This window comes from Lewinella sp. IMCC34191 (genome assembly GCF_003390935.1).
In the GTDB taxonomy this organism is placed as follows: Bacteria; Bacteroidota; Bacteroidia; order Chitinophagales; family Saprospiraceae; genus Neolewinella.
In genome coordinates this window covers 52,999-67,882 of sequence record NZ_QNQZ01000009.1, presented here as the reverse complement: position 1 = coordinate 67,882, position 14,884 = coordinate 52,999, and the positions used below count along the sequence as shown (strand labels likewise).

Below are 14,884 nucleotides of genomic sequence, written 5' to 3'. Positions count from 1 at the left end.
TTATCAGGGAGTCCGCACCCGCGTCGTTTCCTGGATCCAGCAGCCTACGGTATAGGTCGATCCCACTTCAATTCCCCGCTGGAATACGTCAGCCCGGGTAGGCATGTACTGCGTGTAGCGGCCGATGAGCTGGTTGGCTTTGGCGGCAACGGATGGATCGACGGATTTGGCCCGCTGCCACATGTCTATAGCCGGCCAAACTACCACCTGACTATCGAAGCCGGTGCCCGGGCCACACAAAGGACCGCTACTGGCGTAGAGCGTTCCGATCAGCATATAGGGTTCACCGTTGGTTGGGTCGGCCTGCGCGGCGCGACGGGCGTAGGCGCGTGCCTGACTGAAATTGCGTAAGTCCCGGTAATAAATTTTGGCGGCCGTCAGTAAGGTCAGACTCTTGCGTTCATTGTCTTCGGTCTCCTCGGAGGCCTGCTCGAACAGGCGTACGGCTTCGGAAGATTCGTTGTTACGGAGTGCTTCGTAGGCCTGCCGAATGGTGCTGCCCCCGGAAGTGTTAGCCGCGACAACCTGACAGTTGGCCTCGTAGGCGGCCTTCACTTTTTGATACTCGGGAAGATCCTCGGCACACTCGGCCCAACGCATCCGCCCGTAGGCTGTGGTTATGGCATCACACTCTTCCGGATTGGCCTCGAACTCCGGATAATACTCGTCGATGTAGTATTGGCAATCGTAAAACCCCTTGACGGTTTCGAAGTATTGCAGGCTACTTGGCGCGTAGGCTTCGATAGCGTTCCAGGCTTCGCAGTCGGCGCCCGAGCAGTCGGCCAGACCCTTCTCCAGGCGGGCCTTCAAGGCGGTGACGATCTCTTTGGCCTCATCGTCGTCGATGTTTCCGCTTTCGTGTTGGTCGACGACCAGGCGGGACATGGGGTTGATAACGAAATACTGCAGCTTTTCCGGGCCGTCCATTTCGATGCTTTCCTTGAAGAGCTCGTAAATATCCTCTTCGCTGGTGCTGCCGGCGTAAGTGTAGTAACTGTCAAAACCCTGAATGGCAGCCATATACCCGTCGCTGGGGTAGCACTCGCGGGCCTGCTCGTAGAGCATCAGGATGGAATCGCCGTATGCCTCCCGTTTGTCCGGGTTTTGCTCGATCAGGTAGTTATAGAATTCGACGCCGTCGGTATATACCGTAGGTCGACGACCATCGGCGGCGGGACTGGTGGCGTAGACCTCGCGCCAAACCTTGATGGCCCGGTCCATCTCTTTCGATTTCAGGGCATTGCGGTAGATAACGTAATTCGTTTCGGCATCGTCCGGATTCGGTGCGTCGCTGAACTTGGGGCAATCGCTGAGATCATCACTCTCCTCATCCGCGGGTTGCTGCGCCACGGGGGTTTGGGGAGTTGCCGGAGTGTCGGTCGTACTGGGGCCGGCTGCCTTGGGCGTGCAGGCTACCATCAGGACAGTCAGTAAGAAACCGGCAAAAAAGAGAGCGTAAAATCGATTCATGCGGTAAGTAAGATTAAGTAACTACTATAAGGATGCAAAGCCCCAGGATGTTGACGGTTTGACTGGCCCGGATTAGGGTATAAGGTTTCTACCTGCGCTCCGCCGCACAAATAATTACACGGCGAAGACAGGGCCGGCAAAACCGTAGAACCTCCGAACAATTCTAAGTAAAGCTTGCTAAAGGGACATATTTTCGCCCCCGCAAAACCGCATACATGAAAAAGATCAATTTTAGTGCCGGACCGGCCATACTCCCCGCCAGTGTTCTCGAGAAGGCGTCCGACGCCGTTCGCGAACTCGACAACAGCGGGCTGTCGATCCTGGAAATCAGCCACCGCTCCAAAGCCTTTTCTCAGGTGCTCGCCGACACCGAGAGTCTCGTCCGCGAGATCATGGGGGTAGGAGAGGAGTACGCCGTCCTTTTTCTTAGTGGCGGGGCCAGTACCCAGTTTTTCTTCACGGCCATGAACCTGCTCAATCCGGAGGAAACCGCCGGTTTTCTCGACACGGGTTCCTGGTCGGCCAAGGCCATCAAGGAAACGAAACTCTTCGGCAAGGTCGACGTGATCGCGAGCAGTAAGGAGAGTAACTACGACCACATCCCGGAGGGGTACACCATTCCGGAAGGGCTGAAGTACGTGCACGTAACCAGCAATAATACCATCTTCGGGACCCAATTTCATAAGTGGCCCGAAACCTCGGCACCGCTCGTCGCCGATATGTCGTCGGATATCTTCTCCCGCCGCATCCCCCTGGAAAAGTTCGGTATCATCTACGCCGGTGCGCAGAAGAACCTCGGGCCCGCCGGAGTGACGCTCGTCATCGTGCGTAAAGACCTGCTGGGTACCGTGGAGCGCGCCCTGCCGAGCATGCTGGATTACCGGGTGCACATCAAGGGCGGCAGCACGTACAACACGCCGCCCGTGTACCCCATCTACGTGATGATGCTCACCCTCCGCTGGATCAAGGAACAGGGCGGACTGGAGGCCATGGAAAAGCACAACGAGAAGAAGGCGAAACTGCTGTACGACGAGATCGACCGCAATCCCAAATTCCGCGGAACGGTCACGAACGATGAAAGCCGCAGCCTGATGAACGTGACCTTCGTATGTACTGACGAGGCCGATACCGAGCGCTTTCAGGCCGAGGCGGCCGCCGCCGGATGTGATGGTGTAAAAGGACACCGCAGTGTAGGCGGCTTCCGGGCCAGCATTTACAACTCCATGCCCTACGAAGGCGTCGAAACGCTGGTCAATGTGATGAAAAATTTCAAATAAACTGTTAAACTCGTCGGAATAGGCCGCTCGTTCGTCGAAAAACGGGGGTGAATCCGGGTTTAAGGTGGTATGGGTGGTCGAGGGTCCTTATCTTCGTAAGACTATGAAACGCCCGAATCTCACCCTCTATACCCTGGTTTTGCTGCTGGTTCTCGTCAGCGCGGCCTGTTCCGGCTTTTTGGCCGGGCGGACGATCAAGCTACACCAGGAAGGGAAGATGCAGGAGTTACAGCACGTCAGCGAACAGATCGTTGACGTGAGCACGGGAGTCGACCGGGCCGTCAATGCGGTCAAACGAATCATCCTGCGCTAGTAATCCGCTTCTTTCCCGTATCCGGTTGCCCTTATAGTCCGACGCCCAGGCGGGTGGTTGTACGCCTTGCCCGACGTGCCCCTTACCGATAGTGGACCGAACCGCTGTCGACCAAATAAGACCGATGTTAAAAGGACTACTCTGCGATCTGGATGGCACCCTTGCCAATTCTGAACCGCTGCACTGTACCGCCTGGCTTAGTTTGCTGGCGGAAGAATACGATCTCGATTACGACGAGCACTGGTTCGACCAATGGATCGGGACGAGCGATCGTCTGGTCGCTAATTACCTGGTCACGGAGCACGATCTGGCTACGTCAGATGAGGAATTGATCGCCCAAAAACAGACGCGCTTTCAGGACGCCGTGCGTCGCGAAGGGTCGACCTTCACCGGCGTCCCGGAACAGCTGGCGATCATCGCAAAAGAATTCCCCTTGGCCATCGCCACCAACAGCGGACGTTCGGATGCCGACCTGATGATCGCCGCGACCCGGCTGGACCAGTTTACCCAGATCAGCGTAACGGCCACCGACGTGGAACATATGAAGCCGGAGCCGGACATATATCTCCTAGCGGCTAAAAAATTAGGGTTGCCGGCCTCGGAATGCATTGCCATCGAGGATAGCGGAGCCGGCGGCGCGGCGGCAAAGGCCGCCGGCTGCTATTTAATCGGACTGACGGATAAAGTCACCCAGGCCGACGAGCACGTGGAGGACAACGCCGCGGCCCTGGAACGCGCGCTGGAGCTGCTGCGGGCGGGGTGAAATAAGTTATTGTCCCGTTTACAATAACTTAACCTAATACATATACCCAGTTCATGGTGGGAGGAGACCTTTGCAGCGTCTTAAAACGCAAGCAAAAGAAAATCAACCCGTCATTTATGAACTCAAGATTTACCTTATTTACCCTCCTGTTCTGTCTGTCGGCTTTCGCCGCGGCACAGGAAACCATCGTCATCGACGATGAATCCCTCGTCGCCAACGAGGACTACACCTGGGAAAGCGAAAATACCTACATCCTCAACGGATTAGTCTTTCTGGAGCCCGGCGCGACCCTGACCATCGAAGCCGGTACGGTCATCAAGGCGTATAGTGATAGTGATATTACTACTGGCGACAATGCTTCCGCCCTCATCGTAGCCCGTGGTGCACAAATCTTCGCCAACGGTACGGCAGATGCACCCATCATATTCACTTCTAACCTGGATGATCTCGAGGATCCAATGGATCTCACCAACCCCGACGGCAGTGTCCGCAAAGGACTCTGGGGTGGTGTCATCATTCTGGGTGCGGCCCCCATTGCCTTTTCGGCTGCAACTAACAACATTGAAGGTATTGTCGCCAGCGATACCCGCTCTAATTACGGTGGCACCGACCCTGAGGATAACAGCGGTGTGCTGACCTACGTGTCTATTCGTCACGGTGGATTTGCGCTTGACGGCGACAACGAGATCAACGGACTCACCTTGGGTGGTGTAGGTTCCGGAACTACCATCGACTACGTCGAAGTGTTTGCTAACCTGGACGACGGCATCGAATGGTTCGGGGGAACCGTACGGGTGGATCACGCAGCGGTGTCTTATTGCAGTGACGACGGTATGGACTACGACACCGGATGGCGGGGCGGCGGACAGTACTGGTTTGTACTCCAAGCTCCTAACGAAGTGCTAGGCACCGGCCGCGCCGGCGAGCACGACGGTGCTGTCCCCGACGGACAAAGCCCCTTCAGCCAGCCGACCATCTACAACGCCACCTACATTGGTATCGGTAATGGCGAGACTACGGACGCCGGAGAGAATAGTGAAGACGATCCTCCCTTTGCGATTCTGCTGCGCGACAATGCCGGCGGGTATTACTACAACTCAATCTTCACGGACTACAACGGAGCTGCCATCGCGATCGAGCAACGCTCTGATAACACTCCGGACTCCTATGATCGTCTAATTGCCGGCGATCTGGCTTTCCGCAATAACATCTTTTACAACTTCGAAGCCGGTACCGAAGCGTCGGACCTATTCGTAGCGATAGACGACGCCACGGAAATCATCGAGGGTGCTGCAACCGACACGGTGGCAGCCAGGTTCCTCGCTGCCGGTAATCAGATCATCAATCCCAACCTCAATAGTGAGGGCGAGGATCGTGATGACAACGGTGGCAATATCGATCCCCGCCCTTCTCCCTTTGGCTTCGCCGCTACCGGTGCTCCGGCCGCTATAGCAGGCTACGATACGGTAGCGTACTACGGGGCGTTCGCCCCCGGCAATGGCATGGACAGTATGTCCTGGCTGACCGGTTGGACGGCACTTGATGAAATGATGATCGTGATCAGCGACTTCACCAATGGGGTCGGTCAGGTGGTTGAGAACGGCTTCCTGCTGGACGCTCCCGTTCCGAACCCCGCCAGCCAGATGACCCGGATCGGCTTCGAATTGCCCAGCGCCGCGCGTGTCACCCTGACCGTCATGGACATCTACGGTCGTCCCGTCAGCCGCTCGGTCGCGGAGTACACCGCCGGACCCCAATCCGAAACCATCGACGTAAGCCGCCTGGCTTCCGGCACCTACTTCGTCATTCTGGACGTTCCCGGCAGCCGGTTGGTACAGCGCATGGCCGTTACTCGCTAACAAAACGAGGCCGGAGTAAAGTGGGATAGTTCACTTCCGGCCCCGCCAAGACTACATATTTCGCGGGGGCACATCGCCGCAACGTTGGTGTGCCCCCCCATTTTTCTAGTGCAAATCATAATTTCCTTATCATGCGTAAACGCATCCTTTATCTGACCGCACTGCTGTTTGCGGCGATAAACTGTTATTCTCAAACCGGAGCAATTTCCGGTACTGTCTTCGATGAAGACGGCTTCCCCATGCTGGGGGCGAACGTGGTCATCGAGGGAACCACCATCGGCGCCCAGACGGACTTCATCGAGGGTAAGTTCCAATTTCAGACCGCCCCGGGAACCTACAACCTGGTCGTCTCCTACGTTGGCTACGCGAATCAGGTCGTAGAGGACGTGCAGGTGCTGGCCAACGAAACCACCATCATCGATGTCAGCTTCGGGGAAGACACGGGGGTGGAACTGGCCCTGGACGTGACCGTAACGGCCCAGGCCATCGAGCGGGGCGAAGTAGCCGTCATGAAACTCCGCCAGAACAGTGACAAAGTTCAGGACGTCATTTCCAGTCAGGAGATTCAACGTCTCGGGGCCGGTACGGCAGCCGCCGCGTTGACAAAGGTCACCGGTACTACCGTAGTGGATGGCAAGTACGTTTACGTACGCGGATTGGGCGACCGGTATTCGGCCACCACGATCAACGGTCTGCAGCTTCCCAGCATTGACCCGTATCGCAACTCCGCGCAATTGGACCTTATCCCGACTAACATTCTGGACAACATAGTTGCTTCCAAGACCTTTACCCCTGACCTGCCAGGTGACTTCACCGGCGGTAGCGTTAATATCAAGATCAAGGCACTACCCGAGCGGTTTACCTGGGGCCTAAGCGTTTCCGGGTCTTACAACGCCCAATCCAATTTCCGAAATGACTTTCTGACCTACGACGGAGGTGACCTGACCGGACTGGGCTATAACGATGGGACGCTGGACCTCCCTTCCTTGGTAGATGATCCATTGGTCAGCTCTAACGATGCTCTCAGTCGTCAAGCGGGCTTTAATGCGCAAACCAATGACGACGTGGCCACTGCGGTTAATCGTCTTGGTGATGCCTTCGGAAACGGCTTTGATGTCTACTCGCGCAACACCGGGCCGGACTACAGCTTCAGCGGTAACATCGGCAACCAGTTCAACGTAGGTACCATGCCGGTCGGCGTCTTTGCCTCCCTGAGCGTCAGCCGTGACTTCAGCCAGTACAAGAACGGTACGAACGCTATTTACTTTAACCCCGTCAGCGGTTCCGGGGCCTTACAGGAAAACTACGACCTGACCGACGACAAAAGCGTCGAAAGCGGTAAAGTCGGCGGCATGGTAGGCGTGACTTTGCGGCCCTCCTCGGCCAACAACATATCCTTCTACACCCTCTATAGCCACCAGGGCTTTTTGGAAGGCCGCATCCTCCAGGGAAGTAACGAAAATAAATCGGCGGCCGGGACCCCGGAAAACTATTACTATTCGCAGGCTTCCACCTTCCTCGAGCGGGAACTTATCGACTACGTCCTCCAGGGTGAGCATACCCTTACCGGCTTGGGGAATACGAAAGTTGAGTGGACTGCCAACTACGTCGACAGCAAGCAAAATGAACCCGATCTGCGTTTCGCCGAATACATTCGGCGGGGGGATCAGTTCGCTATTGCCCCCTCTCGCTTCACCCAGCCCAGCCGGTACTTCCGCGAACTCGACGATAATACCTATCAGGGTAAACTTGATATCACCGTTCCCGTACTCCAGGGAAAAAGTCGGGGGAATTCCATCAAGTTCGGGGGTTCGTACCGCCTCAAGCAACGCGATTTTGGTGAGCGCACGTTTGAATTCGGTCGTGCGGGAGGTTTGACGCTTACGGATGCCGGAGGAGATTTTGGCGTCTACTTCGGTCCCGGCAACCGGGGCGTCATCGAATCCGGTAGCGGCAGCAACACCATCGGAACTTACATATACGAAAACAGCAATCTGGCAAACAGCTACATCGGTGACTACGCCGTGGCCGGTGCCTACGCCATGATGACCCTGGACGTAACGTCCCGCTTCAAGGCCATCTTCGGTTTACGGGCCGAACAGACCGACATTCTCGTTCAGAGCGACGTCGTTTTCAACGAACTAGAGCGGCCCGAGCCCAACCAGCGCCGTATTGACGACAATACCGCCGACATCGACACCATCAGCCTGATGCCGGCGCTGAACCTGGTCTACAAGGTGGGCGAAAGCAGCAATCTGCGCGCCAGCTTTACACAAACCGTTGCGCGGCCGAACATGCGCGAGGTCGCTCCCTTTGGATCCTTCAACTTTCTGGGCGAACCACCGGTGTTCGGTAACCCCGAGCTTCGGTTGACCAATATCGACAACTACGACCTGCGCTACGAGATCTTCCCCAACGCCGGAGAAGTCCTGGCGCTGAGTGCTTTCTACAAGCGGTTTCGTAACCCGATCGTGACCACCTTCCGCCTGGCCGACGATCAGCAATTTACCTGGACCAACTCCGAAAGTGCCAGTCTCTACGGCCTGGAAATCGAAGCCCGTAAAAGCCTAGGTTTCCTTACCTCTAAGCTCGAAAACTTTACGATCAGCACCAACCTCTCGCTCATCGAATCGCAGCAGCTGATCGACCAGCAGGAGTACGAAATTAACTTGCAGGAGGATCCGAACGCTAGCCAGGAGCGCCCCTTTAACGGGCAGTCTCCGGTGGTGATCAACGCTAACCTGGCCTACACCGCGCCCAACTCCGGCTGGGACGCCATCATCGCTTTCAACTACTTCGGTGACCGCCTACAGGGCATCGGGGCCGCTAATTCTCCCGATGTATACGAACGCGGCCGGGGACAACTGGATGTAAGCCTCAGCAAAAAGATCCAAAACTTCACGTTGAGCCTCCGTGCCCGCAACCTCCTGAACCCAGCCTTCGAAAGCTATTCCACCTTCGATCGCGAATACATTTTCCAGAGCTACGAGCGTGGCCGGGAAGTATCGTTCGGCATCAGCTACGGCATCTAAACCGCCCCGCCACAAGACGCACTAGATTACATTTTGTAGTCCCATTTACAACGCCCTCCGTCTCGCACGGGGGGCGTTTTTTGTTCAGTAACTTGGCGGGTATGGACCGTAGAACCTTCACCAGGGCCCTCGCCGCCGGATTGGCCCTCCCCACATTGGCGACCGCTTCACCTGCGCTCCGCCGCACGCAAAATTATCCCGCGCGCCTGCGGAAGGGAGACACCGTGGGGCTCATCACGCCCGCCAGTTACATCGACGATAAAAGCCTGGAGCGAGCCTACCGCCAGATCGAAGGCCTTGGCCTGACGGTCAAACCCGGACGCTATCTGCGCTCGGAACGCGGCTTTCTGGCGGGCGTTGACCGGGAACGACTGGACGATCTCCACGCCATGTTTGCCGACCGCGACGTCAAAGCCGTATGGTGCGCCCGCGGCGGCTACGGTAGCGCCCGCCTGTTGCCGGATCTGAACTATGAGCTCATCCGCCGCAATCCCAAGATACTTATCGGATACAGTGACATCACCGCGTTACTCAATGCGATCACGCACGAAACGGGTATGATTACTTACCACGGTCCGGTGGGCAGCTCCGACTTTACCCCCTTTACCGAACGCTACCTGCGTAACGCGGTCTGGGAGGGGGAGAAATGGCAGCGGATCGAGCCGGCCGAACGGACGAAGGAGCAGTACGTCATCCACCCGGGGACCGCTATCGGGACGATCTGGGGCGGTAATCTGAGCTTATTGGCGGCGATGGTCGGCACCGGCGTAATGCCTCACCTGACCGGTAAACTCTTATTCATCGAGGAAGTGGGGGAGAAGCCCTATCGCATCGACCGCATGCTCACTCAACTGAGACAGGCCTGGAACATCCAATCGGCGGCGGGAATCGTCCTGGGAACCTTTTCCGACTGCGAGGCGGACCCGGACGACCGATCGCTCACCCTGCGGGAAACACTTACCGACCGGCTGGGCGAATTGGGTATACCCGTAGCCTACGGAATGCCCATCGGGCACATCAAAGACATGTCCACGTTGCCGGTAGGGGGACAGATGCGCTTCAACGCACTAGATTTCTATCTGGATCCGGCCGAATAGGGCGGCGGAGCGCAGGTAAAGTGCTATTCGAAAAAGGGTGAGCCTTAGTTAGAAATCCGTTCCGTTTTAGCGACGTAGTCGTGCAAAAAGCGGTGACCCTTGCTGAATACGGCAAAGAGAATGAGTACGGGAAAGGTGAATAGCGTGAAGGCCTTCAGGAACGAGCGCAGGATACGCGTCGACAAGTCCGGTTCTTCACCACTTACGCTGGATACAATGACCGACCGGCGCAACTCCTTCAGTTCGTGGTGGTAGTCGACGATCGTCCAGTACAGGGTTCCACCTAGCAAGGTTACCAAACCGACGCTTCCACCATCCAGCAGCATGGGTAGCCAGTGGTCGGTATCGTGGTCGAATGGCAGTTCACCCCGGAAAATTAACAGTTGCATGCCGATGACGAAGAGCATGACCAGGCAATCGGCTAAGTAGATCAGGTAGCGTCCGAAGACATTCATGTCGCGTATATTTTAATTAACCGAAATGTAGGGGTCGAGCGATGGCGGGTCAAATTGGGTCGACGAAGAACGGCTAAAAAACGACGAAAAGGTTTTGGTACGTCGATCAGTTAGGTGATTGAATTACAGCAGTTTATAAATGGTTAGGTAATCCGAATGTCCCCTTTAAAGCGGAACGGGTTAGGGGGTAGCGTCCTCAGTGAAGAGGGTAAATAAGGGGACCTTGCGGTTACGAAAAACACCTAACATGAACATCCTTATTCCTACCCGCAAGCGGGATGTGCTATTTCTCTTGTCGCTGGTTTGTTTCTTTTTTTACCTGGGTCTGCTTATAGGCTACATTCCATAAAACTTCTCTGTGGTGCCGTAGCTTGGAGAGTTAGAAACGCTTCCTCCGTTAATGATCCAGTCGGTATTCAGGGTTCTTTATTGTCTGGCAATTGCCTCATCCCACGTTTCGGGTGCCCCCGGACCGGGGGATACGGTGACCCAGAGGATAACCTATAGCGGTCCCGACATCGGCGAGGTGTTCCTTGCCTGGAAGGCGATCGACCTGCATGCGGATTCCATGCTTCGGGCGCATCCGGGCACGAAGGAGGTTGGGTCACTGCTGGGTACACCCATGATTCCGTCCGATTCCGGGTTTACGGCCAAGCTGAATGTACCCGCCGGGGAGGACATTTACTATTGCTTTTGGGTGACGCGGGCCGTCGACGGCCAGTTCCGGGATTATTGGGATACTGCATCCGGGGCCACCATCACGGTGGGTGAAACGGACCATATCTACGTGGCCGCAACCCCCGAAGCGGCGAATGGAACCGACTTGGCGGAAGAATCCGCCTGGGGAGCCTGGGTGCTCGTCGGTTTGCTGATCGCTTATGCACTCGCCCGAATATTGTTACCGAGATACTCGGAGGACCGCGCCGGTCGCTCGATCGATCTTGTATTCGGGACAGCGCTCGGTGCCGTTGCGATCCATCTCCTCGCCCGGGCGGCAATCTTCGAGATGCCGGTGGCCAACCTCTTTCGCCGGGGGGCGGGTAAATTACTGGCTGCCGGTCTGGAAGATATCTGCCTCATCGCGGGAATTGTCGCCGCGGCCTATCTGCTGCTGTGGGTGACACCCCGCCGTGCCGCTTCCCGGGTCGTCGCCATCACGATCGGTGTTCTCACGCTAATCTCGGCAATCGCGCTAGTGAATGTGGATGCGGTCGAGTATCTCGGCAGTCCGTTCACCTACCAGTGGCTATACTATTCCGACTTCTTGCTTTCTTCCGATGCGTGGTCGGCGCTGGGCGAACAGGCCTCTACGGAGAGCCTGGTGAATATCGTATCGTTGACCCTCTGCGTACCGTTGCTCGGATACCTCTTTACCATCTTTGCCGGATGGCTGCCGCTGCCGGGCGCCCGCTGGTTATTACCAGCTATATGTTCGGTGGTCATCCTAGCGGCACTCGTTTCAGCTACTATAGTGGATTGGTCCATCCTTCCCGGTGAACGCCGGAATGCCATTATCGCTTTTCTACAATCTGCGGTTTCCGCCGATGCGACGCCGACACTCGGAGGACTAGCGGTGCCGGCCGGGCAACTGCCGTTCCGGGAAGGAGCCGCTGCCCGGCCTGAAAAATTTGTTTCGCTGGATTCGACACCCATTCGCAACGTGGTATTAATCGTCCTGGAGTCCGCCGGTGCGGTCTATTTAGACGGTCCGGAAGCGTTTCCCACCCTACGGCAGAGGCTACAAAAATATCATCCGAATGGACTCTACTTCGAAAATATCTACGCTCACGCGCCATCCACGAACGCAACGATGGTGTCGCTAATGACCGGGATGTATCCCAAATTGAGTTACGAGAGCGTAACGCGGGAATTCACCGATTACCCCTTCGCATCGCTGCCCGGAGAATTGAGCCGGCTGGGCTACCGGACGTCATTTTTCACGTCGGGCGATTTGAGCTGGCAGCGGGGGATGGAGTTCCTGCAACACCGGCAATTCGACGTAGTGGAAGACTACCGGCTGATTGCCTGCGATCAGACCTACACTTTACAATCGGAAGACTACCGCGAAAATGCCGCCATCGACGACTTATGCCTGGCCGATCGGTTTGCCGAATGGACGGGTACGAGCGAGGAACCCTTTGCGTCCGTCATCTGGACGGTACAATCGCATTACCCCTATTACTTTTCCGGTCCGGAGACCGAGTACGCCACCCAGGACCTTTACCAAAGTCGTTACCTCAACGCCCTGGAGCACGGCGTGGAAATGGTTGACCAGGTCATCGCCGGACTGAAAGCTACGGGGCGAGACAGCAATACCTTAGTCGTGATCGCCGGCGATCATGGGGAAGCTTTCGGACAGCACGGGCATCACGGGCACGGAAATACGCTTTATGAAGAGGATATTCGGGTCCCTCTCTACCTGATTAATCCGGTGCTGTTCAGCGGGGGGCGCAACGCGGGACTCGGGGGCGTAAAGGATATACCGGCTACTATCCTGGGCCTATTGGGTGTCGAAACCGACATCAGCGGGCAGAGTCGCAACCTCCTTGCGGATCACGGAGAGGAGGCCTTCTTCTTTTCCCCCTGGACGCAGCTGTACTTTGGCTACCGTCGTGGCCCGATGAAGTTTATCTTCAATGAGTCAAAGCAATCGGTGGAAGTCTATAACCTGGCGGATGACCCCCAGGAAAAACACGACATCGTTCACACGGTACCCGCATCCGTGATCGCCGAGGCCCGCACACGCGTCGCGGCCTGGGTACAGCACCAAAGCAATTACTACGACTCCCTGGAATGAGTAAGAAAAGTCATTTAGCGGTTCGGTGGATACTGGTCAGCCTGGTAGCCGTCGGTATTCTCATTTACCTGATCGCTCCCTATTTGGGGTGGGGCATTGCCGTGCCCTTCCTCCAGCGCGACAGTGAACTGTACCCTGACCCGGATATGGAGACCTATGCCGTATTTGATTGGAGCGATACGATAAAAGGCGAGGTATCCAGGGAATACAGTCATCTGACTTTGGACCTGAATTACCACACCGGCTGGAACCCGTCCGGTGGCGAGCAAATGCTGCTTGAATCTCAACCGCCTTTGATGATCACCCTGCGGACCTGGAGCCACGGTGCGGACACCTACCAAGACAACCCGCTTAACGACATCGTCGACGGCAAGTACGACGCTATGTTCCGCGAACTGGCCCGATCGTTGCCCCGGGGTGGGGAAGGGGTCTACCTCCGCTTTAACCCCAATGTGGAAGTACCTGTAAAACAGTACCCCTGGCAGCAATACCCCAGGATTTTTATTGAATCGTTTCGCCGCCTGGCTTCTATTTGCCGGAAGCTGGCTCCAGCCGCCAAATTGGTCTGGGCACCGGCGGGTTACCCGGGGGCGATGGAGTACTATCCGGGCGACGATGTAGTGGATGCCGCGTCCGTGACTTACCGCTACGCCGCGGAGGAAAAGTTGGACGCTTATCCCACCAATGTCTCGCCAGACGAGGATCTATACCGCAGGCTGCACCGCCTTCGGTTTTTACGGGTACCCATTTTCGTACTAACCGAAGAAGGGTACCAGGGCAACTACCCGGACATTGAAGAGGTCGTAGGCCGACTTGGTCGGGGAGCAGCCGATATCTATGGGACCCCCCCGAAGGCACCATCCCAGGCTGGCCCTCGCAGCACGGCCATTACCGTCGGCCTGTACGATCCGCAGCAGCGTTTGCTCGAAGCCCCGGAGGTGGAAGCGGAGCACATCTTTACGGACTTCGAGCACATTCGCGACGGCCGCTTTGATTCGCTCTTCCAAGCCGTCAACCGCCGCGGACACGCTACCATCGTGACATTCGAGCCTTTCACGCGGCCCATTGAAGAGAGCGATACGAACGTCTTGACTAACGTCACGGCGGGCCAGTATGACCCGGAACTGTTGCGGGTCTTCGCTACACTGGCCGCCGCCAATCAACAGGTGTATTTCCGCTATGCTCACGAAATGGAAATTCCCATTCACCGCTACCCCTGGCAGAGCAGGGATCCGCAGGATTACATCACGTCTTTCCGCTACGTAATGGCGCACGACAGTATGCCAGCCAACGTGACCCGTATCTGGGGCCCGGCCGGAGACCGTGGCTTCCTGGAATGGTACCCCGGGGACGACTACGTCGATATGGTGAGCATTGCCATCTACGGACTACCGGATAAGAATATCACGGATCCTACGAAGCAGGAGTCCTTCGAAGTGATCTTCAAGCGGAAGATGTGGCGCATGCGCTTCGTCGACAAGCCCGTGTTCATCACCGAGTTCGGGGTAAAGGGCCCCGAAGAATATCAGACGCAGTGGATGGAAGCCGCCGCCCGGGTGCTGGCGGAAGACACACGCGTGGTGGGCATCAATTATTTCAACATGAGCGATACGCCAAAAGCCTGGGGGGACATCAAGCCACCGGACTGGAGCATCACGCGCGCTACCCTCGACCGTTTCGTAGCCGTGCTGCACGGGACAAAACCTTCGAAGGAGGAGTCCCGGTAGCCCTGCGTTCCCGTATAGCCGCAATAGAGAACTCCGTCGCGCCGGCGACCTCATTTAACGAAATACTAACGGTCAGCCAGTTGACCAAACCTCG

Annotated in this window: 10 protein-coding genes; 8 read left to right on the top strand and 2 right to left on the bottom strand. The window is 56.6% G+C overall.

Features of this window, described 5'->3' with window-relative positions; translation table 11 throughout:
* Positions 1-3: 3 nt before the first annotated feature.
* Entirely contained in the window at positions 4-1,470 is a 1,467-nt protein-coding gene (locus DRW39_RS16660; RefSeq protein ID WP_116108203.1) for a hypothetical protein, read from the bottom strand.
* Between the two features lie 215 nt (positions 1,471-1,685).
* Between DRW39_RS16660 and serC the strand changes: the two genes are divergently transcribed.
* The 6 genes from serC (at position 1,686) to DRW39_RS16630 (ending at position 9,811) form a co-directional block, all read left to right on the top strand.
* Entirely contained in the window at positions 1,686-2,747 is a 1,062-nt protein-coding gene (gene serC, locus DRW39_RS16655) for a 3-phosphoserine/phosphohydroxythreonine transaminase (protein ID WP_116108202.1), read from the top strand.
* A 103-nt stretch (positions 2,748-2,850) separates the two neighbouring features.
* On the top strand, positions 2,851-3,060 hold the full coding sequence (locus DRW39_RS16650; protein WP_116108201.1) for a hypothetical protein: 210 nt from the start codon (positions 2,851-2,853) through the stop codon (positions 3,058-3,060).
* Positions 3,061-3,184: 124 nt separating this feature from the next.
* The gene (locus tag DRW39_RS16645; protein ID WP_116108200.1) at positions 3,185-3,823 is read left to right on the top strand and encodes an HAD family hydrolase; all 639 of its coding nucleotides are present in this window, start codon (positions 3,185-3,187) and stop codon (positions 3,821-3,823) included.
* A 116-nt stretch (positions 3,824-3,939) separates the two neighbouring features.
* Positions 3,940-5,682 carry a T9SS type A sorting domain-containing protein gene (locus tag DRW39_RS16640; protein ID WP_232830174.1) on the top strand — a complete coding sequence of 581 codons (1,743 nt, stop codon included), beginning with the start codon at positions 3,940-3,942 and terminating at the stop codon, positions 5,680-5,682.
* A gap of 131 nt (positions 5,683-5,813) precedes the next feature.
* Positions 5,814-8,714, top strand: a complete 2,901-nt coding sequence (locus DRW39_RS16635) for a TonB-dependent receptor (protein ID WP_116108198.1) — start codon at positions 5,814-5,816, stop codon at positions 8,712-8,714.
* Positions 8,715-8,815: 101 nt separating this feature from the next.
* The gene (locus DRW39_RS16630; protein WP_116108197.1) at positions 8,816-9,811 is read left to right on the top strand and encodes an LD-carboxypeptidase; all 996 of its coding nucleotides are present in this window, start codon (positions 8,816-8,818) and stop codon (positions 9,809-9,811) included.
* 44 nt (positions 9,812-9,855) lie between these two features.
* Here the strand turns inward: DRW39_RS16630 and DRW39_RS16625 are convergent, their stop codons facing one another.
* On the bottom strand, positions 9,856-10,266 hold the full coding sequence (locus DRW39_RS16625; protein WP_116108196.1) for an RDD family protein: 411 nt from the start codon (positions 10,264-10,266) through the stop codon (positions 9,856-9,858).
* Positions 10,267-10,750: 484 nt separating this feature from the next.
* On the opposite strand from DRW39_RS16625, the gene DRW39_RS16620 reads away from it, so the two are divergent.
* Complete coding sequence (locus tag DRW39_RS16620) at positions 10,751-13,063, top strand: LTA synthase family protein (RefSeq protein ID WP_157976175.1); 2,313 nt, start codon at positions 10,751-10,753, stop codon at positions 13,061-13,063.
* Positions 13,060-14,790, top strand: coding sequence for a hypothetical protein (locus tag DRW39_RS16615; protein ID WP_116108194.1), 1,731 nt, complete (start codon positions 13,060-13,062; stop codon positions 14,788-14,790). The genes DRW39_RS16620 and DRW39_RS16615 overlap by 4 nt, the downstream gene beginning before the upstream one ends.
* Positions 14,791-14,884: the final 94 nt, after the last annotated feature.